This is a genomic window from Nocardia sp. NPDC057663 (genome assembly GCF_042799895.1).
GTDB lineage: Bacteria > Actinomycetota > Actinomycetes > Mycobacteriales > Mycobacteriaceae > Nocardia.
On sequence record NZ_JBHVHX010000005.1, the window covers coordinates 329292 to 349512 of the forward strand.

Annotated in this window: 17 protein-coding genes; 16 read left to right on the forward strand and 1 reads right to left on the reverse strand. The window is 68.0% G+C overall.

The window, feature by feature from the left end; translation table 11 throughout:
- Window positions 1-2: 2 nt before the first annotated feature.
- Window positions 3-1445 carry a form I ribulose bisphosphate carboxylase large subunit gene (locus ACFVAV_RS15145; RefSeq protein ID WP_189028745.1) on the reverse strand — a complete coding sequence of 481 codons (1443 nt, stop codon included), beginning with the start codon at window positions 1443-1445 and terminating at the stop codon, window positions 3-5.
- A gap of 124 nt (window positions 1446-1569) precedes the next feature.
- On the opposite strand from ACFVAV_RS15145, the gene ACFVAV_RS15150 reads away from it, so the two are divergent.
- The 16 genes from ACFVAV_RS15150 to nuoN all read left to right on the forward strand — a co-directional run bounded on the left by ACFVAV_RS15150 (window position 1570) and on the right by nuoN (window position 20150).
- Window positions 1570-2451 carry a LysR family transcriptional regulator gene (locus tag ACFVAV_RS15150; protein ID WP_379035183.1) on the forward strand — a complete coding sequence of 294 codons (882 nt, stop codon included), beginning with the start codon at window positions 1570-1572 and terminating at the stop codon, window positions 2449-2451.
- A 232-nt stretch (window positions 2452-2683) separates the two neighbouring features.
- Window positions 2684-3778, forward strand: coding sequence for a hypothetical protein (locus ACFVAV_RS15155; protein WP_379035185.1), 1095 nt, complete (start codon window positions 2684-2686; stop codon window positions 3776-3778).
- A gap of 99 nt (window positions 3779-3877) precedes the next feature.
- Window positions 3878-4279, forward strand: coding sequence for a hypothetical protein (locus ACFVAV_RS15160; RefSeq protein ID WP_379035186.1), 402 nt, complete (start codon window positions 3878-3880; stop codon window positions 4277-4279).
- A 365-nt stretch (window positions 4280-4644) separates the two neighbouring features.
- Window positions 4645-5025, forward strand: a complete 381-nt coding sequence (locus ACFVAV_RS15165; protein WP_379035187.1) for an NADH-quinone oxidoreductase subunit A — start codon at window positions 4645-4647, stop codon at window positions 5023-5025.
- A 10-nt stretch (window positions 5026-5035) separates the two neighbouring features.
- Complete coding sequence (locus tag ACFVAV_RS15170) at window positions 5036-5590, forward strand: NADH-quinone oxidoreductase subunit B family protein (protein WP_218720158.1); 555 nt, start codon at window positions 5036-5038, stop codon at window positions 5588-5590.
- Window positions 5587-6342, forward strand: a complete 756-nt coding sequence (locus ACFVAV_RS15175) for an NADH-quinone oxidoreductase subunit C (RefSeq protein WP_379035188.1) — start codon at window positions 5587-5589, stop codon at window positions 6340-6342. The genes ACFVAV_RS15170 and ACFVAV_RS15175 overlap by 4 nt, the downstream gene beginning before the upstream one ends.
- Window positions 6342-7655: an NADH dehydrogenase (quinone) subunit D gene (nuoD, locus tag ACFVAV_RS15180; RefSeq protein ID WP_379035190.1), complete on the forward strand. Its 1314-nt coding sequence runs from the start codon at window positions 6342-6344 to the stop codon at window positions 7653-7655. Before ACFVAV_RS15175 ends, nuoD begins: the two co-directional genes overlap by 1 nt.
- On the forward strand, window positions 7652-8353 hold the full coding sequence (gene nuoE, locus ACFVAV_RS15185; RefSeq protein WP_379035192.1) for an NADH-quinone oxidoreductase subunit NuoE: 702 nt from the start codon (window positions 7652-7654) through the stop codon (window positions 8351-8353). Before nuoD ends, nuoE begins: the two co-directional genes overlap by 4 nt.
- 1 nt (window position 8354) lies before the next feature.
- The gene (nuoF, locus tag ACFVAV_RS15190) at window positions 8355-9677 is read left to right on the forward strand and encodes an NADH-quinone oxidoreductase subunit NuoF (protein ID WP_379035194.1); all 1323 of its coding nucleotides are present in this window, start codon (window positions 8355-8357) and stop codon (window positions 9675-9677) included.
- Window positions 9674-12133 (forward strand): NADH-quinone oxidoreductase subunit G, encoded by a 2460-nt coding sequence (locus ACFVAV_RS15195; protein WP_379035196.1) that lies wholly within the window; start codon window positions 9674-9676, stop codon window positions 12131-12133. Before nuoF ends, ACFVAV_RS15195 begins: the two co-directional genes overlap by 4 nt.
- Window positions 12126-13910 (forward strand): NADH-quinone oxidoreductase subunit NuoH, encoded by a 1785-nt coding sequence (gene nuoH / locus ACFVAV_RS15200; protein WP_379035198.1) that lies wholly within the window; start codon window positions 12126-12128, stop codon window positions 13908-13910. The genes ACFVAV_RS15195 and nuoH overlap by 8 nt, the downstream gene beginning before the upstream one ends.
- A complete protein-coding gene (locus ACFVAV_RS15205) occupies window positions 13907-14728 on the forward strand; it encodes an NADH-quinone oxidoreductase subunit J (RefSeq protein ID WP_379035200.1) in 822 nt (273 codons plus the stop codon). The genes nuoH and ACFVAV_RS15205 overlap by 4 nt, the downstream gene beginning before the upstream one ends.
- Window positions 14725-15024 carry an NADH-quinone oxidoreductase subunit NuoK gene (gene nuoK / locus ACFVAV_RS15210; RefSeq protein ID WP_189028720.1) on the forward strand — a complete coding sequence of 100 codons (300 nt, stop codon included), beginning with the start codon at window positions 14725-14727 and terminating at the stop codon, window positions 15022-15024. Before ACFVAV_RS15205 ends, nuoK begins: the two co-directional genes overlap by 4 nt.
- 1 nt (window position 15025) lies before the next feature.
- Window positions 15026-16912 carry an NADH-quinone oxidoreductase subunit L gene (nuoL, locus tag ACFVAV_RS15215; RefSeq protein ID WP_379035202.1) on the forward strand — a complete coding sequence of 629 codons (1887 nt, stop codon included), beginning with the start codon at window positions 15026-15028 and terminating at the stop codon, window positions 16910-16912.
- Window positions 16909-18531 (forward strand): NADH-quinone oxidoreductase subunit M, encoded by a 1623-nt coding sequence (locus ACFVAV_RS15220; protein ID WP_379035204.1) that lies wholly within the window; start codon window positions 16909-16911, stop codon window positions 18529-18531. The genes nuoL and ACFVAV_RS15220 overlap by 4 nt, the downstream gene beginning before the upstream one ends.
- Window positions 18528-20150: an NADH-quinone oxidoreductase subunit NuoN gene (gene nuoN, locus ACFVAV_RS15225; protein ID WP_379035206.1), complete on the forward strand. Its 1623-nt coding sequence runs from the start codon at window positions 18528-18530 to the stop codon at window positions 20148-20150. The genes ACFVAV_RS15220 and nuoN overlap by 4 nt, the downstream gene beginning before the upstream one ends.
- Window positions 20151-20221: the final 71 nt, after the last annotated feature.

Here is a 20221-nt window from a genome sequence, read left to right on the forward strand (position 1 = left end):
CCCTACAGGCTCGGCGTCGGCACCGCGTCGGGTGCGTCGGTGGACGTGTAATCGAAGGTGACATCGCCCCAGGTCGACAGTGCGACCTCGAGCGGACGACACGTCGAGGCGGCCGTGCGCAGCACATCGGGCCCCTCCTTGATCAGGTCGCGGCCCTCGTTGCGCGCCTTGACCACCGCTTCCAGCGCCACCCGGTTGGCCTCGGCGCCGGCCGCGATCCCCAGCGGATGGCCGATGGTGCCGCCGCCGAACTGCAGGATCACGTCGTCGCCGAACAGATCGAGCAGCTGATGCATCTGGCCGGCGTGGATACCGCCCGAGGCCACCGGCATCACGCCCGGCAGACTCGCCCAGTCCTGGTCGAAGAAGATGCCGTTGCCCAGATCGGTGGGAATGTGGTTCTCGCGCAAGGTGTCGTAGAAACCGCGGGTGGTCGCCGGATCGCCTTCCAATTTGCCCACCACGGTTCCCGCGTGCACATGGTCGACACCGATCAGCCTGCACCATTTCGCCAGCACCCGGAAACTCACGCCGTGCGTCTTCTGCCGGGTGAACGTCGAATGGCCCGCCCGGTGCAGGTGCAGCAGTACACCGTTGCGCCGAGCCCACTTCGACATCGACTGCATCGCGGTGTAGCCGACGGTGAGGTCCATCATGATGACCACCGAGCCCAGTTCCTTGGCGAACTCGGCGCGCTCGTACATGTCTTCCATGGTGGCGGCGGTGACGTTGAGGTAGTGGCCCTTGATCTCGCCGGTCTCGGCCATCGCCCGGTTCACGCCCTCCATCGCGAACAGGTACCGGTCGCGCCAGCGCATGAACGGCTGGGAGTTGATGTTCTCGTCGTCCTTGGTGAAGTCCAGGCCGCCCTTGCAGGCCTCGTACACCACCCGGCCGTAATTCCGTGCCGACAAACCGAGTTTCGGTTTCACGGTCGCACCCAGCAGTGGCCTGCCGTATTTGTTGAGATATTCCCGTTCCATCACCGTGCCGTGCGGCGGGCCCTGGAAGGTCTTGACATAGGCCACCGGAATACGCATGTCCTCGAGCCGCAACGCGAGCAGCGGCTTGAATCCGAAGACATTACCGATGACCGAGGAGGTGAGGTTGGTGATCGACCCTTCCTCGAAAAGATCCAGATCGTAGGCGATGTAGGCGAAGTACTCGCCGGGTCTGCCCGGCACCTCGTCGATCCGGTAACACTTCGCCTGATACTTCGAGTGCGCGGTGAGCCGGTCGGTCCACACGACAGTCCAAGTGGCAGTAGAGGATTCACCCGCCACCGCGGCCGATGCCTCGATCGGATCGACGCCGCGCTGCGGGGTCACCCGGAACACCGCGAGCACATCGGTATCCGAGGGCACGTAGTCGGGTGCGTAATATCCCATCGACGCGTACGACTGAACACCCGGATCCCAACGATCCCGTTCGGTTTCTTCCGCCATGGTTCCTCCTGTGGAATCGGCTGGGTGCCTGTCGAATTCCAGGATGGGGCCCGCGACCGTCCCAAACAATGTGAATGTTTCTGGGAACGCTCAACCGAAACGTTGGGTTTGCTACCGTCGGGTAATGGGCAGGGTGAGCGCGGGGCGGATGGAAACCTTCCTCGCGGTGGCCCGGCTGGGCAGCATTCGCCGCGCGGCCGCCCAGCTGCATGTCACCGAGGCGGCGGTGTCGGCCGCGGTCGCCCATGTCGAAAAGCAGCTCGGCGCCAAACTGATCACCCGATCCGGGCGCGGAATCGCCCTGACCGAGGCGGGCCGGGTCTACGCCGAATACTGCCGCGGAATCCTCGGCCTCATGAAGGAAGCGCACGCCGCGGTCCGGCAGGCCGAGGCGGGCCGGCTACGAATCGGCGTCGTCGCGACCGCCGGCGAATCGGTGGTGCTGCGACCGCTGGCGTCGTTTCGCCACCGCTACCCCGATGTGGAATTGAGCCTGTCCATCCAGCCCCGTGACGTGCTGTTTCTCGAATTGCAGCACCACGAGACCGATCTCGTCATCGCGGGCCGCCCGCCACACGCGGCGAACCTGGTCATCCAGGCGCGGCGCCCGAGCACCCTCGTCGTCGTCGGCGCAGGCGACACCCACGATCCCCGCCACACCACCTGGCTACTGCGCGGCAACGGTTCGGGTACCCGCGAAGCGACGCTCGCGCTGATCGACCGCCTCCAGATCGACCCACCGACACTGACACTGGGTTCGCACGGCGCGGTCATCGCGGCCGCGCGGGAGGGCCTCGGCATCACCCTCATCCACTCCGATGCCGTCGGCGAGCACCTGGAATCCGGTGCGCTGCGCACGATCGACGTGCCGGGTACCCCCCTCGATCGCGCCTGGCACGCGGTCACCACGCCGACCCCCACCCCGGCGACCCGGCTGTTTCTGGCCCACCTCATCGATCCGCTCGAAACCGGGACCGACGCTTTTCACGCCGCCATCGGGCCGTAGCGGGATCGCGGTTGTGCACCAGCTATTGGGCACTCCGATTCTCCCGCCCACGCCAACGAAGCCGCGATCGTCTTCGGCGAGCTGGTAGAGGTGCTGTTCGGCGGCATCCGCACCGAATCCGGGCTGCGGCCGCGTCGCGGATCGCAACACCGTGGACGGTGACCCGGGCCGGGGGTACGGTCGTCGCCAGGGGGACGGATCGTCTGTACGCAATCGAACGAAGGGGTGGGATATGTCGACCGAAGTGAAACTGTCCGGGGACGCGCTCGAACTGCCGGGTGGCGTGCGGGTGACCTTCATCCGCACTCTGCGACTGCCCGAGACGGGCACCTATCCGCTGCCGCCCGGTCTCGGTACGTTCCCGCTGCGCCGGGTCGCCGACTACCCCGACTCCGTGCCCGACGAATGGCGCAGGCGCGGCGGCGTGATGCTGCCGGTCTACCAGCGTGAAGCCATGTGGCTGCGGTTCTCCGCCACCACCCCCGCTGCGCTGAAGGTTGGTGTCGGCAAGGTCTGCGCGGTGTCCGGGAAGCCCTGGAGCGACACCCTCGGCAAGGATCCGCAGAACTACCTCGCGCTACCCCAACAGCCGTGGATGGACGGCATCAACTCCGGTGACGGCACGGTCCGCCAGTTCGTCGCGGTGCCGCTCGGACTCGGTGCGACCGTCGAAGGCCAGGTGACGGGCACTGAGCAATGGGGTGGTGTGCAGCTCGCCGTCCACGGGCTCACCGATGCCGCACTGGAGACCTGGAACGCGGCCGAACGCGCCAGGCGGCAACGCATGCCCGCCGCGCCCACCGCACCGTGGCTCGCCGAGGAGGTGGTTTACGGCGCAGCACCGGCCGCACCGCACTACGTCGCCCCGGTCGCCTACGCCGCTCCCGGCAGTCCCCCGGCTCCCGGCGCCGCACCCACCGGTTCGCCGCGTGCACGAGGAGCTCGCCCCGCCGCCAGGAAAATGGGTCTCGGCGCGGGCGGAACCATGCGCCAGGAAATCTTCGCCGACCAGCGCCCGATCGAGGACTACCACCCCGACGCCGACGGCCGCGTCTTCGTCCACCTCGCCTCCGCCGCCGAATGGCAGCAGATCACCGGCGAACCGGCACCGCCGACCCCGATCACCGCCCAGGCCTACGCCCAGCACAACCTGCCCTGGTTCGACTACTACGACGCCGACGCCGACGACCTACCACCCTCGACCGAGCTCGCCGACGTGAAACACACCGGCAACTGGCTCGCCGACGAACACCCGAATCCACCTATCGAACAGCCACTTCCGGTGATCCCCCTGGGCGACAAGAAAGTCCAGGACGGCGACTGGTAGCCCACACGAGACCTGCGGTGGACTACCGTGCCCCGCAGGCCAACCGGCCGATCCGGCGAACCTGCCACCGTGTGGGCCGCGCGGACGTACGATCCGAGCGTGGCCGAATCGAATGGTTCCACCCCGCTGCGTGTGCTGGTCTACAGCAACGATGCCGATACCAGGCAACAGGTGATCCTGGCGCTGGGCCGTAGGCCGCGCGCCGATCTACCGGAACTCGACTTCTTCGAGGTCGCCACCGCGCCGGTGGTCATCGAGCAGATGGATGCCGGCGGGATCGATCTGGCGATCCTCGACGGCGAATCCGCGCCCGCGGGTGGCCTCGGCATCGCCAAGCAGCTCAAGGACGAGATCGAGGAGTGCCCGCCGGTGGTCGTGCTGACCGGCAGGCCCGACGACGCCTGGCTGGCGAACTGGTCGCGCGCCGAGGCGGCGGTGTCGCACCCGATCGATCCCATGCAGCTGACCCACGCGGTGACCAGCATCCTGCTCGCCCGCTGAGCAGACCGGGCATAGTCCCGATCCCTCGGATAGTCCGCGTCGCACAGTTCTGTCTATCACCACTGGTAACACCAGTGGTTGCTCGTCGTGCGCCCGTCCGGGATTACCCCCGGATCGCTCATGAATCGCGGTACCGATATCGATCAAATCCCGCCCCGGAAACGCGCGGCGAACCCCCAAAACGACGGTAGTCTGTGCTCTAGCTCACACGAGCGCGGGCTCTTGTATAACGCTCCGCCATCGCTGCACAGCCTTGCGCGAGCCCCGTATCGGCGGACAACGTTGTCGGCCCCGTCTCGCCAAAGCTGCCGTCCGCGGCCGGGCCACACGGCTCGACCTGCTCCAGCGAGGAGGGGAAAGCAGTCGTGAATATCGAGGTGCCCGCGCTCGTACTCGGCGCCATCGCCGCCGCGTTCGCGGTGTTCTCCGTCATCATGGCGGCGCTGATCGGCCCGAGGCGATACAACCGGGCCAAGCTGGAACCCTACGAATGCGGCATCGAGCCGACCCCGCACGCCATCGCGGGCGGTCCGGGAAACGTCACGGGACAGCGCTTTCCGGTGAAGTACTACCTCACGGCGATGTTGTTCATCATCTTCGACATCGAGATCGTGTTCCTCTACCCGTGGGCCGTGCATTTCGATGCGCTCGGGCTCTTCGGTCTCGCCGCGATGGCGCTGTTCATCGTCAATGTGTCGGTCGCCTACGCCTACGAGTGGCGGCGCGGCGGCCTCAGCTGGGAATGAGTGGGAAATAATGGGTCTCGAAGAGAAACTGCCCAGCGGGTTCCTGCTGAGCACCGTCGAAGATTTCGCCGGCTACCTGCGTAAGGGCTCGGTCTGGCCCGCGACGTTCGGTCTGGCCTGCTGCGCGATCGAGATGATGGCCACCGGTGCAGGGCGATTCGACATCGCTCGCTTCGGCATGGAGGCGTTCCGTGCCTCCCCGCGCCAGGCCGATCTGATGATCGTGGCGGGCCGGGTGAGCCAGAAGATGGCACCGGTGCTGCGCCAGGTCTACGACCAGATGACCGAACCCAAATGGGTACTGGCCATGGGCGTCTGCGCGTCCTCGGGCGGCATGTTCAACAACTACGCGATCGTGCAGGGCGTCGACCACATCGTGCCGGTCGACATCTACCTGCCCGGCTGCCCGCCGCGCCCGGAGATGCTGCTCAACGCGATTCTCGCGCTACACGCCAAGATCGCCGAGACACCGATGGGCGTCAACCGCGAGGAAGCGATCCGCGCCGCCGAACAGGCCGCGCTGGCCAGCACGCCGACCATCCGGATGGAGGGCCTGCTGCGATGACCTTCGACGCGCCCGACAACGCCGACAACGATGCGGGACAAGATATTCCGGAGGAAACTCCCACCGCATCCCAGCCGCCCGCGCCACCCGAGGACGAGGTGATCGGCACCCGCCGCGGCATGTTCGGTGTCACCGGCACCGGTGACACCTCCGGCTACGGCGGCCTGGTCACCCCCGTCGCCCTGCCCGCGGGCACCCCGCCGCCCTACGGTGGCTGGTTCGACGCGTTCGTCGGCACCCTGCGCGCCGCGCTGACCAACCGGGTGATCGCCTTCGACACGGTGATCGAGAAGATCGTCGTCTTCCGCGACGAGATCACCCTGCACATCCGGCGCGAGCATCTGGTCGCCGTCGCGAGCGCGCTGCGCGACGACACCTCGCTGCGCTTCGAACTGTGCCTCGGCGTCAACGGCGTCCACTATCCCGACGACGAAGGCCGCGAACTGCACGCGGTCTATCACCTGATGTCGATCACACACAACCGGCGGGTCCGGCTGGAAGTGTCCGCCCCCGATGCCGATCCGCACATTCCCTCGCTGTTCGCGGTGTATCCGACCACCGACTGGCACGAACGCGAGACCTACGACTTCTTCGGCATCCTCTTCGACGGGCATCCCTCGCTGACCCGCATCACCATGCCCGACGACTGGCGCGGCCATCCGCAGCGCAAGGACTACCCGCTCGGCGGGATCCCGGTGGAGTACAAGGGCGCGCGGATACCGCCGCCCGACGAGCGGAGGACCTACAGCTGATGACCGACACCGATTTCCGCCGCGACGAACCACAGGTCGTCACCGTCGCAGGCCAGGACTGGGACCAGGTCAGCGAGGTGATCGAGGGTGGGGGCGAAGAACGCATCGTCGTCAACATGGGCCCGCAGCACCCGTCCACGCACGGCGTGCTGCGCCTGATCCTCGAGATCGAAGGCGAGACCGTCACCGAAGCCCGCTGCGGCATCGGCTACCTGCACACCGGCATCGAGAAGAACCTGGAATTCCGCACCTGGATCCAGGGCGTCACCTTCGTGACCCGGATGGACTACCTGTCCCCCTTCTTCAACGAAACCGCCTACTGCCTGGGCGTGGAGAAGCTGCTCGACATCACTGAACAGATCCCCGAACGGGCCACCGTGGTGCGGGTCATGCTGATGGAACTCAATCGCATCTCCTCCCATCTGGTCGCCCTCGCCACCGGCGGCATGGAACTGGGCGCGCTCACCCCGATGCTGTTCGGCTTCCGGGAGCGCGAACTGATCCTCGACGTGTTCGAGGCCATCACCGGCCTGCGGATGAACCACGCCTTCATCCGTCCCGGCGGCCTCGCCCAGGACCTGCCCGACGACGGCGTCACCAAGGTCCGCGAACTCCTCGAGATCATGCCCGGCCGGCTGCGGGATATGGAGCATCTGCTCAGCGCCAACCCGATCTGGAAGAAGCGCACCCAGGATATCGGCTACCTCGACCTGACCGGTTGTATGGCGCTCGGCATCACCGGCCCGGTCCTGCGCGCCACCGGCCTGCCCCACGATCTGCGCAAGTCGGCGCCCTACTGCGGGTACGAGAACTACGAATTCGACATCCCGACGACCACCGGCTGCGACTGTTATGGCCGCTACCTGATCCGGGTCGCCGAGATGACCGAGTCGCTCAAGATCGTCGAGCAGTGCCTCGACCGGCTGCGTCCTGGGCCGGTCATGGTCGACGACAAGAAGATCGCCTGGCCCGCCGACCTGCAACTCGGCCCCGACGGACTGGGCAACTCGCCGAAGTACATCGGCAAGATCATGGGCACCTCGATGGAATCGCTGATCCACCATTTCAAGCTCGTCACCGAGGGCATGCGTGTGCCCGCGGGACAGGTGTACACGGCGGTGGAGTCACCGCGCGGCGAGCTGGGCGTGCACATGGTCAGCGACGGCAGCACCCGCCCGTACCGGGTGCACTACCGCGACCCCTCGTTCACCAATCTGCAGGCGGTGGCCGCGATGTGCGAAGGCGGCATGGTCGCCGACGTCATCGCCTCGGTCGCCAGCATCGACCCCGTGATGGGCGGAGTGGACCGATGAAGATAGAGCTGAAGCTCACCAGCAGGCCGGAACCGTACCCGCCGCAGGTGCGGCAGCGACTCGAAGTCGACGCCAAGGAGATCATCGCCCGCTACCCGCATCCCCGCTCGGCGCTGCTGCCGCTGCTGCACCTGGTGCAGGCCGAGGACGGGTATGTCACCGGCACCGGGATCGACTTCTGCGCCGACCATCTCGGTCTCACCGGCGCGGAGGTGACCGCCGTCGCCACCTTCTACTCGATGTACCGGCGCACCCGGACCGGCGACTACCACGTCGGCGTCTGCACCAACACCCTGTGCGCGGTCCTCGGCGGCGACGCCATCTACGAAGCGCTGCAACAGCATCTGGGAATCGGGCACGGCGAGACCACCGCCGACGGCGCCATCACCCTCGAGCACGTCGAGTGCAATGCCGCCTGCGACTACGCGCCGGTGATGATGGTGAACTGGGAGTTCTTCGACAACCAGACCCCGGAATCGGCGCGGGCGATCACCGACGCGCTGCGAGCGGGCCACCAGGTGCGGCCGACTCGGGGCGCCCCCCTGTGCACCTTCCGCGAGACTGCACGCATCCTCGCCGGCTTCCCCGACGAACGCCCCGGCGCACTCGACGGAGCGCCGGGCGAGGCGACCCTGGCCGGCTTGCGCGCTGCGGAAAACGTCGCTGCCGACGATGATTCCGCCGGACAGGGGGCGTGAGATGACCACACTCACCCCCGTTCTCAGTGCGCACTGGGACCGCCCGCGGTCCTGGACCATCGACAGCTACCGCGCCACCGGCGGCTACGAGGGTCTGCGCGCCGCCCTGCGGATGGCGCCCGACGACGTGATCCAGACGGTGAAGGACGCCGGCCTGCGCGGACGCGGCGGCGCGGGCTTCCCGACCGGCATGAAGTGGTCGTTCATCCCGCAGGGGCCGGGCCCCGACGGCACGACCAAGCCGCACTACCTGGTCGTCAACGCCGACGAATCCGAACCCGGTACCTGCAAAGACATTCCGCTGATGCTGGCCACCCCGCACACCCTGATCGAAGGTGTGGTGATCGCCTCGTACGCGATCCGCGCGGCCACCGCGTTCATCTATGTGCGCGGCGAAGTGGTCCCGGTTCTGCGCAGGCTGCAGGCCGCCGTCGCCGAAGCGTACGAGGCGGGCTACCTCGGCCGGAACATCCTGGGCTCCGGCTTCGACCTGGAACTGATCGTGCACGCCGGTGCCGGAGCCTACATCTGCGGCGAGGAGACCGCGCTGCTCGATTCACTCGAAGGCAGGCGCGGCCAGCCCAGGTTGCGGCCGCCGTTCCCCGCCGTGGCCGGGCTCTACGCGTGCCCGACGGTCGTCAACAATGTCGAATCCATCGCCAGCGTGCCGCCGATCCTGCGCGAGGGCACCGAATGGTTCCGGTCGATGGGCAGCGAGAAGTCGCCCGGGTTCACGCTGTACTCGCTGTCGGGGCACGTCGCCCGGCCCGGCCAGTACGAGGCGCCGCTCGGCATCACCCTGCGCGAACTGCTCGCCTACGCCGGTGGCGTCCGGGCAGGACACACGCTCAAGTTCTGGACGCCCGGTGGTTCGTCGACGCCGCTGTTCACCGCCTACCACCTCGATGTGGCTCTCGACTACGAAGGTGTCGCCGCCGCCGGATCCATGCTGGGCACCAAGGCCTTGCAGATCTTCGACGACACCACCTGCGTGGTGCGTGCGGTCCTGCGCTGGACGGAGTTCTACGCCCACGAATCCTGCGGCAAGTGCACACCGTGCCGCGAGGGCACCTACTGGCTGGTGCAACTGCTGCGCAGACTCGAAGCCGGCCAGGGCACCGAGGCCGACCTCGACAAACTCGCCGATATCGCCGACAACATCAACGGCAAATCGTTCTGCGCGCTCGGTGACGGCGCGGCCAGCCCGATCTTCTCCTCGCTGAAGTACTTCCGCGACGAGTACCTCGAGCATCAGCGCCGCGGCGGCTGCCCGTTCGATCCGGCCCGCGCCACGGTCTGGGCCTCAGGGGAAGGGATCCGATGACAGCGATCGCGCCAGGAAACAGCAGCGAGGTGGTGCCCGCCGACCTGGTGAGCGTCACCATCGACGACACCACCATCCAGGTGCCCGTCGGCACCCTGGTGATCCGCGCCGCCGAACTGATCGGCGTGCAGATCCCCCGCTTCTGCGACCATCCCCTGCTCGATCCGGTCGGTGCCTGCAGGCAGTGCATCGTCGAGGTGGAAGGACAGCGAAAGCCGGTCGCCTCCTGCACGATTCCGGTCACCGACGGGATGATCGTGCGCACCCAGCTCAGCTCACCGGTCGCCGAGAAGGCGCAGCGTGGCGTAATGGAGCTGCTGCTCATCAATCATCCGCTGGACTGCCCGGTCTGCGACAAGGGCGGGGAGTGCCCCCTGCAGAACCAGGCGATGTCGACCGGCAGCGCCGATTCGCGGTTCGAGGGCGAGAAACGCACCTACCCGAAACCGATCCCGCTGTCCACGGCGGTGCTGCTGGACCGGGAACGGTGCGTGCTGTGCGCGCGGTGCACCCGGTTCTCCCAGCAGGTCGCCGGCGACCCGTTCATCGAGCTGATGGATCGCGGTGCGCTGCAACAGGTCGGCATCGCCCAGGCCGAACCACTGGACTCCTATTTCTCCGGCAATACGGTGCAGATCTGCCCGGTCGGCGCGCTCACCGGCACCTCCTACCGATTCCGGGCGCGCCCGTTCGACCTGGTGTCCACCCCCAGCGTCTGCGAGCACTGCGCCTCCGGCTGCGCCCAGCGCACCGACCACCGGCGGGGAAAGGTCCTGCGCCGCTTGGCCGGTGACGACCCGCAGGTCAACGAGGAGTGGAACTGCGACAAGGGCCGCTGGGCCTTCACCTACGCCACCGAACGCGACCGCCTCACCACACCGCTGGTGCGCGGCTGGGACGGCGTGCTCGCACCGGCCTCCTGGCCCGAGGCACTCGCGGCCGCCGCGACCGGACTGCGGGCCGCGATCGGCAACGCGGGCGTGCTCGTCGGCGGTCGGGTCACCGAAGAAGAGGCCTACGCCTACAGCAAGTTCGCGCGAATGGTGCTCGCCACCAACGACATCGACTTCCGCAGCCGGGTGCACTCCGAAGAGGAGGAACGATTCCTCGCGGCCCGCATCGCCGGACGAGGCGTCCAGATCGACTACACGGCGCTCTCGACTGCCCCCGTCGTGCTGCTGGTGGGTTTCGAGCCGGAAGAGGAATCGCCCATCGTCTACCTGCGGCTGCGCAAGGCCGCCCGGACCAGCGGCCTACGCGTGGTGTCGCTGGCGCCGTTCGCCTCACGTGGGCTCGAACGCATGTCGGGTGCGCTCATCCAGACCCCGCCCTGCGGCGAAGCCGGTGTCCTCGACGCCATCGGTGCCGAAACATCACCGGACACAGTGGAGCTCATGGCGCTGCTGCGCACGCCGGGAGCGGTCATCATGGCCGGCGAGCGACTCGCGGGAAGCACCGGCGCGCTGTCGGCGGTGATCCGCCTGGCCGACAACACCGGCGCCGGGCTGGCGTGGGTGCCGCGTCGTGCGGGTGAGCGCGGTGCGCTGGAAGCGGGCGCGCTGCCCGGGCTGCTGCCCGGCGGCAGGCCGGTCGTCGATCCCGCTGCGCGTCAACAGGTTCGGCATCGGTGGCAGGCCGCAGAGCTGCCCGTCACCCTGGGCCGCGACACGGCGGGCATTCTGGCGAGTGCCGCACAGCTCGGCGCACTGGTCATCGGCGGTGTCGACCCGGCCGACATGCCGGACCCGGCCGCGGCGCTGGCCGCCATCGACGTGGCCCGCTTCGTCGTCAGCCTGGAGCTGCGCCACAGTGCCGTCACCGAACGCGCCGACGTCGTCTTCCCGGTCGCGTCCGTCATGGAGAAATCCGGCACGTTCCGCACCTGGGAAGACCGACCACGCCCGTTCGGCGCCGCACCGCTCGACACCACCCGCCGAGCCGCCGCGCCACTGTCGGACCTGCGGGTACTGCATTCCCTCGCCGCCGAAATAGGGGTGCCGATCAACCTGCCCGACCCGGCAACCGCCCGCACCGAACTCGACGCCCTCGGCGCGTGGACCGGTACCCCGATCTCCGCACCGGACATGACCGGCCAGACCCGTCCCGTGCTGGATCCTGGCACCGCGGTACTCGCCGGCTGGCGGATGCTGCTCGACGCGGGCCGCATGCAGGACGGCGAACCCAACCTCGCCGGCATCGCCCGACCACCGGTGGTGCGGCTGTCCGCCGCGACCGCCGCCGAGATCGAAGCGGACGACGCCGAACACGTCATCGTCTATACCGACCGCGGCGAGATCACGCTGCCGCTGATGATCACGGACCTGCCCGACCGGGTCGTGTGGCTGCCGCTGCACTCGCCCGGTTCGACGGTCGCCGCCACCCTCGGCGTGACGCCCGGCGCCGTGGTGCGCCTGCGCCGCGCCGACGACAGGATGAAGGAACACCGTCATGAGTGATCCCGTGCTGCACCTCGCTGCCGATTCGACACCTGTCTTCGGCACCGACCCGCTCTGGCTGGTGGTACTCAAGGCACTCGGCGTATTCGTGTACCTGATGCTGGTGCCGCTGATCGCGGTGTACGCCGAACGCAAAGTCGTCGCCAGGATGCAGATGCGCCTCGGCCCCAACCGGGTCGGCCCGAAGGGCATGTTCCAGTCCATCGCCGACGGCGTGAAGATGGCGCTCAAGGAAGACATCATCCCGGCGATCGTGGACAAGCCGATCTTCGTGCTCGCCCCGATCATCTCGGTGATCCCGGCGTTCATGGCGTTCGCGGTCATCCCGTTCGGCCCCGAGGTGTCGATCCTCGGCCAGCGCACCCCGCTGCAGCTGACCGACATGCCCGTCGGCGTCCTCTACATCCTCGCCATCACCTCCATCGGTGTGTACGGCATCGTGCTGGCCGGCTGGTCGTCGGGATCGACCTATCCGCTGCTCGGCGGGCTGCGTTCCACCGCACAGGTGATCTCCTACGAGATCGCGATGGCGCTGACGTTCGCGACGGTGTTCCTGCTGTCCGGGACCATGGCGACCTCCGGGATCGTGACCGCCCAGGAAGGCACCTGGTACGTCTTCCTGCTGCTGCCCTCGTTCCTGATCTACTGCGTGGCGATGGTCGGCGAGACCAACCGGGCGCCGTTCGACCTGCCCGAAGCCGAAGGCGAGCTGGTCGGCGGCTTCCACACCGAGTACTCCTCGCTCAAGTTCGCGATGTTCATGCTCGCCGAATACGTCAACATGGCCACGGTGTCCGCGCTGGCGACCACCCTGTTCCTGGGCGGCTGGCGGGCGCCGTTCCCGATCAGCCTGTGGGAGGGCGCCAACTCCGGCTGGTGGCCGCTGCTGTGGTTCACCGCCAAGGTGTGGACGTTCCTGTTCGTGTTCGTCTGGCTGCGCGGCACCCTGCCCCGCTTGCGCTACGACCAGTTCATGAACCTCGGCTGGAAGCTGCTCATCCCCACCTCGCTGGTGTGGGTGATGATCGTGGCCACCGCCCGGGTACTCGACATCGAGGGCATTCCCGGCCAGACCGCGATCCTGGTGACCGTCGGCATCCTCATCACCGCGGCGATGATCGCGATGTTCCTGCGCGCGGGCCGCGCAGAAGGCCTGCCGCCGCTGCCCGAGGAACCCGCGAAATCCCCGGTGTTCCTCGGCTTCCCGGTCCCGCCGATGCCACCACGCCCGGCCGGTGAGCAGCCCGAGGTCGGCCTGTTCGAACCGCTCGCCGGCTTCGCGGTCACCGCGGCCACGATGTTCAAGAAGCCCAACACCGAGTCCTATCCCGAGCAGAAGGTGCCGACCGCGCCGCGCTATCACGGCCGCCACCAACTGAACCGGTACGAGGACGGCTTGGAGAAGTGCATCGGCTGCGAACTGTGCGCGTGGGCGTGCCCCGCCGACGCCATCTTCGTCGAAGGCGCCGACAACACCGAGGACGAGCGCTTCTCTCCCGGTGAGCGTTATGGCCGCGTCTACCAGATCAACTATCTGCGCTGCATCGGCTGCGGCCTGTGCATCGAGGCCTGCCCCACCCGGGCGCTCACGATGACCAACGAATACGAGCTCACCGACGACAACCGCGCCGACCTGATCTACGAGAAGGACCGCCTCCTCGCCCCGCTGCAGGAGGGCATGACCGCGCCGCCGCACGCGATGGCGCCCGGCACCGACGAGGCCGACTACTACCTGGGCCGGGTCCGCCCCACCACGTCGGAAGAGGTGCTGCGATGACCACCGCACACGTCCTGGCCGCCGAGATCGCGTCCACCTCCACGGGTGAGGCGGTGCTGTTCTGGGTGCTCGCGCCGATCGCCGTGCTCGGGGCGCTCGGCATGGTGACCGCGGCCAAGGCCGTGCATTCGGCGATCTGCCTGGCCGCCACCATGATCGCGCTCGCCGTGTTCTACATCGCCCAGGGCGCGCTGTTCCTCGGCGTCGTGCAGATCGTGGTCTACACCGGCGCGGTGATGATGCTGTTCCTGTTCGTGCTGATGCTCGTCGGCGTCGACTCGGCCGAATCACTGCGGGAAACGTTGCGCGGGCAGCGGATCGCCGCCGCGATCGTGGGTGTCGGGTTCGGGCTGCTGCTCATCGGCGGCATCGGCGCGGCGCTGCGCGACAGCGGGACCACTTTCCCCGGACGTGGTTTCGGCGGCCGCGACGTCATCGCCGAACTGGCCGAACTGATCTTCCTGCGCTACGTGTGGGCGTTCGAACTCACCGGCGCGCTGCTGATCACCGCGACCATCGGCGCGATGGTGCTCGCGCACCGGGACCATTTCACGCCGCGCCGCGGTCAGCGCGAGATGTCGCGCGACCGGTTCCGCACCGCGGGCGAACGCGTCACCCCGCAACCCACCCCGGGCGTCTACGCCAGGCACAACGCCGTCGACAGCCCCGCTCAACTCCCCGACGGCACCTTCGCCGAACTCTCGGTGAGCACGATCCTGCGTCACCGCCGCACCCGCGCCCACACCGAGGCCGCCGCGCTCTCGGTCGGTGCGGGCAGCGACGTCACCCCGACGGCCGACGAGGAAGGCACCCGGTGAACCCCCAGAACTACCTGTTCCTGTCTGCGCTGCTGTTCACCATCGGCGCCGCGGGAGTGCTGTTGCGCCGCAACGCCATCGTGGTGTTCATGTGCATCGAGCTGATGCTCAACGCGGTGAACCTGGCGTTCGTCACCTTCGCCCGCCTGCACAGCAACCTCGACGGTCAGGTGATCGCGTTCTTCACCATGGTCGTCGCGGCCGCCGAAGTGGTCGTCGGCCTGGCCATCATCATGACGATCTTCCGTGCCCGCCGGTCGACCTCGGTCGACGACGCCAACCTGCTGAAGTTCTGACATGGGCACCGCAACGTTGTGGCTGCTGCCCGCCCTCCCGCTCGCCGGCGCCATCGTGCTGCTCCTGCTCGGGCGTTTCGCCGACCGCTGGGGCGCCTACCTCGGCACCGCCGCGGCACTGGCCTCCTTCGTGGTGGCCGCCGTCGCGTTCGTCGACATGCTCGGTCGCGCCGACGCCGACCGCGCCATCCACCGGGAACTGTTCGAGTGGGTGCCTGTCGGCGACCTCCAGGTCGGGTTCGGCCTGCAACTCGATCAGCTCTCGATCTGCTTCGCCCTGCTCATCACCGGCGTCGGATCGCTGATCCACCTCTACTCGATCGGCTACATGAGCCACGATCCGGGCAGGCGCCGGTTCTTCGGCTACCTCAACCTGTTCCTGGCCGCCATGCTGGTGCTGGTCCTGGCCGACAACTATCTGGTGCTCTACCTCGGCTGGGAAGGCGTCGGCTTGGCGTCCTACCTGCTGATCGGGTTCTGGTACGAGAAGCCCTCGGCCGCAACGGCAGCCAAGAAGGCATTCGTGGTGAACCGGGTCGGCGACATGGGCCTGGCCATCGCCATGATGACGATGTTCGCGGTCTTCGGCTCGTTCGACTTCCGCACCGTCTTCGCGGCGACACCCGGTGCGAGCGAAGGCACGCTCACCGCGATCGGGTTGCTGCTGTTGCTGGCCGCCTGCGGCAAGTCCGCACAGGTGCCGCTGCAGTCCTGGCTCGGTGACGCCATGGAAGGCCCGACGCCGGTCTCGGCACTCATCCACGCGGCCACCATGGTCACCGCGGGCGTGTACCTCATCGCCCGCTCCAACCCGATCTACAACCTCGCACCCGACGCACGCACCGCGGTCATCGCCGTCGGCGCGGTGACGTTGCTGTTCGGTGCGATCGTCGGCTGCGCCAAGGACGACATCAAGAAGGCACTGGCAGCGTCGACGATGAGCCAGATCGGGTACATGATCCTGGCGGTCGGTCTCGGCCCGGCCGGCTACGCGTTCGCGATCATGCACCTGCTCACCCACGGCTTCTTCAAGGCGGGCCTGTTCCTCGGCGCCGGTTCGGTGATGCACGCGATGAACGACGAGACCGACATGCGGCGCTACGGCGGTCTGCGCACGCTGCTGCCGATCACCTACGTCACCTTCGGTCTCGGCTACCTCGCCATCATCGGGGTGCCGCCGTTCTCCGGGTTCTTCTCCAAGGACAAGATCATCGAAGTCGCCTTCGACCACGGTGGCGCGACCGGCATTCTGCTCGGCGCGGTCACGCTCGCCGGCGCCGCGCTCACCGCGTTCTACATGACGCGAGTCATGCTGCTGACGTTCTTCGGCGAGCGGCGCTGGAAGCCCGACACGCACCCGCACGAGGCGCCTGCGGTGATGACCGGCCCGATGATCCTGCTGGCGTTCGGTTCGGTCTTCGCGGGTGGATTGTTCGTCTGGGGTTCCTCGCTGCAGCACTGGCTCGAACCGGTCGTCGGCTCGCATCACGCCGAACCCGTCGTGCCTGCCGGCGCGGTCACCGGGCTGGCATTGACCGCGGTCGCCCTCGGTGTCGCGATCGCCTACCGCAAGTACGCCGAGAGCCCGGTCCCGGAGATCGCGCCCGAGAAGGTCACGGTGTTCACGACGGCAGCGCGCAAGGACCTCTACGGCGATGCGGTCAACGAGGCGGCGTTCGAGCGTCCCGGTCGCCATCTCACCCGCGCGCTGGTGTTCCTCGACGCGCGCGGTGTCGACGGCATCGTCAACGGCACCGCCGCGGGGATCGGCGGACTGTCGGCGCGAATCCGGCGGATCCAGACCGGTTTCGTGCGTTCCTATGCCCTGTCCATGTTCACCGGCGCGGCCCTGGTGGCCGCTGCCCTGCTGGCGGTGAGGTTCTGGTGAACTCGTTTCCCTGGCTGACGACGCTCTGGCTCGCCCCCGCGGTCGGCGCTGCGGCGGTGCTCGCGATGCCCGCCGCGCGCCGGAATATGGCCCGCGCACTGGCTTTCGCGGTGTCGATCGGTGTGCTCGCGGTCGCCGTCACGGTGACGGTCCGGTTCCAGCCGGGCGGCGACCAGTATCAGTTCGTCGAATCGCACGAATGGATTCCGGCGTTCGGTGTCGGCTACACCCTGGGCCTCGACGGTATCGCCACCGTCCTCGTGCTGCTGACGGCACTGCTGGTGCCGTTGCTGATCCTGGCAGGCTGGCACGACGACACCGCGGCAGGCGGTGGGCGCAAGTCCGCCCACATCTACATGGCGCTGATGCTGCTGGTCGAGTCGATGGTGCTGATCTCCTTCCTCGCCCTCGACATCCTGCTGTTCTACATCTTCTTCGAAGCGATGCTCATCCCGATGTACTTCCTCATCGGCGGCTTCGGAGCACGCACCAGCGATGCCGCCGTCCGCGCGCAACGCTCGCGAGCCGCGGTGAAGTTCCTGCTCTACAACCTGTTCGGCGGACTGATCATGCTCGCCGCGGTCATCGGGCTGTATGTGCTGACCGCGCAGGCAGGGCTCGGCGAGGGCTCGGCAGGCACCTTCGATCTGCGGACCGTGGTCGCCGCGGCCAACAACGGTCAGCTCGGTGGCAGCACCGCGGTCGTGAACGCGCTGTTCCTCGGTTTCCTGTTCGCGTTCGCGGTGAAGGCGCCGCTGTGGCCGCTGCACACCTGGCTGCCCGATGCCGCCGTCTCGGCCACCCCGTCGAGCGCGGTGCTGATGATGGCCGTGGTCGACAAGGTCGGCACGTTCGGCATGCTCCGGTACTGCCTGCTGCTGTTCCCGCTCGCTTCGGACACGTTCGCGCCGTTGGTGATCACCCTCGCGGTGATCGGCATCGTCTACGGCGCGCTGCTCGCGATCGGGCAGACCGATGTGATGCGCCTGATCGCCTACACCTCGATCTCGCACTTCGGGTTCATCATCCTCGGCATCTTCGCGATGACCTCCCAGGCCCAGTCCGGCGCGGCCCTATACATGGTCAATCACGGACTGTCCACGGCCGCACTGTTCCTCATCGCCGGATTCCTCGTCTCGCGGCGCGGTACCAGGATGATCGCCGAGTTCGGCGGCGTGCAAAAGGTCGCGCCGGTACTGGCGGGCACGTTCTTGATCGCCGGTCTGGCGACCCTGTCGCTGCCGGGTCTCGCACCGTTCGTCAGCGAATTCCTGGTCCTCATCGGCACTTTCGCCAAGTACGAGGTGGCGGCGGTCGTCGCGACCAGTGCGCTGGTGCTGGCCGCGATCTACGTGCTGTGGATGTACCAGCGGATGATGACGGGCCCGGTGAAGAAGGGCAACGAGCACCTGCGTGATCTGGTGCCACGCGAACTCGCCGTCGTGGTACCGCTGCTGGTCGCCCTGCTGGCGCTCGGCTTCTATCCGAAACCGATCCTGGACCTGGTGGATCCCGCGGTGGGACACACCCTCTCGACGATCGGTAAGCACGATCCCGCTCCGACGGTCCCCGCTCCCGAAGCAGGTGCGGCCATCTCGCCCGCAGGCGGACACAAATGAGGACGGACTCCGTGATCATCAACGAGCTCGCGGCCACCCTGCCCGCACCGAGCATCGAATACCACCTGCTCGCACCGATGCTGATCGTCTTCACGGTCGGCGTGGTCGGTGTGCTGGTCGAGGCGTTCGTGCCACGGTCTTCCCGCTACCTCACGCAAGTGGTTCTCGGCCTGGCCGGGGTGATCGGCGCGCTGGTCGCCGTGATCATGCTCGCGGGGACCGAAGGCACCGCCGTGGTCGGGGCCGTCGCGGTCGACGGCGTGACCCTGTTCCTGCAGGGCACGATCTTGGTGGTCGCGCTGCTCAGTCTGTTGCTGATCGCCGAGCGGGGCGCGGTGCCGCGGGCCCGCAGCGGGCCGGGCACCTGGAGCCGGGCGGCCGCTGTCCTGGAACGGGGTGTCGACGCGTTCACCCCGCAGGCGTCGGCGGTGCCGGGCAGCGCGCACGAGCTGGCTGCCGTGCGGGCCGGGGTGTCCACCACCGAGGTGTTCCCGCTGACCATGCTCGCGCTCGGCGGCCTGCTGCTGTTCCCCGCCTCGAACGACCTGCTGACGATGTTCGTCGCGCTCGAAGTGCTGTCGCTGCCGCTGTATCTGCTGTGCGGGCTGGCCCGGCGCAGGCGGTTGCTGTCGCAGGAGGCGGCGCTCAAGTACTTCCTGCTCGGCGCGTTCTCCTCCGCGTTCTTCCTCTACGGCGTCGCTCTGCTGTACGGGCAGACCGGCACTGTCTCGCTGCCCGGAATCGGTGCGGCCCTGGACAAGCAGCCCGAGAACGCGACGCTGGCACTGCTCGGCATCGCGATGCTCGCCGTCGGGTTGCTGTTCAAGATCGGCGCTGCCCCGTTCCAGGCCTGGGTGCCTGACGTCTACCAGGGCGCTCCGACACCGATCACCGCATTCATGGCCGCCGCCACCAAGATCGCCGCGGTCGGCGCGACCCTGCGGGTGCTGATGGTGGCAGCCGGTGCGCTGCGCGACGATTGGCGGCCGGTGCTCGCGGCGGTGGCGGTGGCGACGATGGTCGTCGGCGCGGTCATGGCGATCACCCAGACCGATGTGAAGCGGATGCTCGCGTACTCCTCGATCGCGCACGCAGGCTTCCTGCTCGTCGGCCTCGTCGCCGCCGACAGCGCGGGCGTCGCGGCGATCCTGTTCTACCTGCTTGCCTATGGTCTCGGTACGGTCGGCGCCTTCGCGGTCGTCACTCTGGTGCGCGACTCCTCCGGCGACGAGGCGACCGCGCTGTCGCAGTGGGCGGGTCTGGGCCGCCGATCCCCTTGGCTGGCATCGGTTTTCGCGCTGCTGCTGCTGTCGTTCGCCGGATTGCCGCTGACGAGCGGTTTCGTCAGCAAGTTCGCGGTGTTCGCGGCGGCCTCGGGTGCGGGCTACACCTCGCTGGTCGTCATCGGCGTCGTGTGCAGCGCGATCGCGGCGTTCTTCTACGTCCGGGTGATCGTCCTGATGTTCTTCACCGATCCCCCGGCCGACGCCCCCACCGTGACCGCGCCATTCGCGACGACCCTGGTGGTCGCGTTCAGCACGGGCGCCACGCTGCTGTTGGGTGTCTTCCCCCAGCCGCTGCTCGACCTGGCCGAAGAGTCCGCCACGCTCATCCGCTGACCATGTCGTCCGATGACCCCATCCCGTCAGAAGGAGTCGCTGTCGTCGCCGACGCGGCCCCGCACCTCGCC

Excerpts from the sequence above, each read along its gene's own strand:
- nuoL (WP_379035202.1), top strand. The coding sequence starts at position 15,026 with ATGGGCACCGCAACGTTGTGGCTGCTGCCCGCCCTCCCGCTCGCCGGC.
- nuoD (WP_379035190.1), top strand. The coding sequence starts at position 6,342 with ATGACCGACACCGATTTCCGCCGCGACGAACCACAGGTCGTCACCGTC.
- nuoN (WP_379035206.1), top strand. The coding sequence starts at position 18,528 with ATGAGGACGGACTCCGTGATCATCAACGAGCTCGCGGCCACCCTGCCC.
- nuoF (WP_379035194.1), top strand. The coding sequence starts at position 8,355 with ATGACCACACTCACCCCCGTTCTCAGTGCGCACTGGGACCGCCCGCGG.
- ACFVAV_RS15155 (WP_379035185.1), top strand. The coding sequence starts at position 2,684 with ATGTCGACCGAAGTGAAACTGTCCGGGGACGCGCTCGAACTGCCGGGT.
- ACFVAV_RS15175 (WP_379035188.1), top strand. The coding sequence starts at position 5,587 with ATGACCTTCGACGCGCCCGACAACGCCGACAACGATGCGGGACAAGAT.
- nuoH (WP_379035198.1), top strand. The coding sequence starts at position 12,126 with ATGAGTGATCCCGTGCTGCACCTCGCTGCCGATTCGACACCTGTCTTC.
- ACFVAV_RS15170 (WP_218720158.1), top strand. The coding sequence starts at position 5,036 with ATGGGTCTCGAAGAGAAACTGCCCAGCGGGTTCCTGCTGAGCACCGTC.
- ACFVAV_RS15195 (WP_379035196.1), top strand. The coding sequence starts at position 9,674 with ATGACAGCGATCGCGCCAGGAAACAGCAGCGAGGTGGTGCCCGCCGAC.
- ACFVAV_RS15145 (WP_189028745.1), bottom strand. The coding sequence starts at position 1,445 with ATGGCGGAAGAAACCGAACGGGATCGTTGGGATCCGGGTGTTCAGTCG.
- nuoE (WP_379035192.1), top strand. The coding sequence starts at position 7,652 with ATGAAGATAGAGCTGAAGCTCACCAGCAGGCCGGAACCGTACCCGCCG.
- ACFVAV_RS15150 (WP_379035183.1), top strand. The coding sequence starts at position 1,570 with ATGGGCAGGGTGAGCGCGGGGCGGATGGAAACCTTCCTCGCGGTGGCC.
- ACFVAV_RS15205 (WP_379035200.1), top strand. The coding sequence starts at position 13,907 with ATGACCACCGCACACGTCCTGGCCGCCGAGATCGCGTCCACCTCCACG.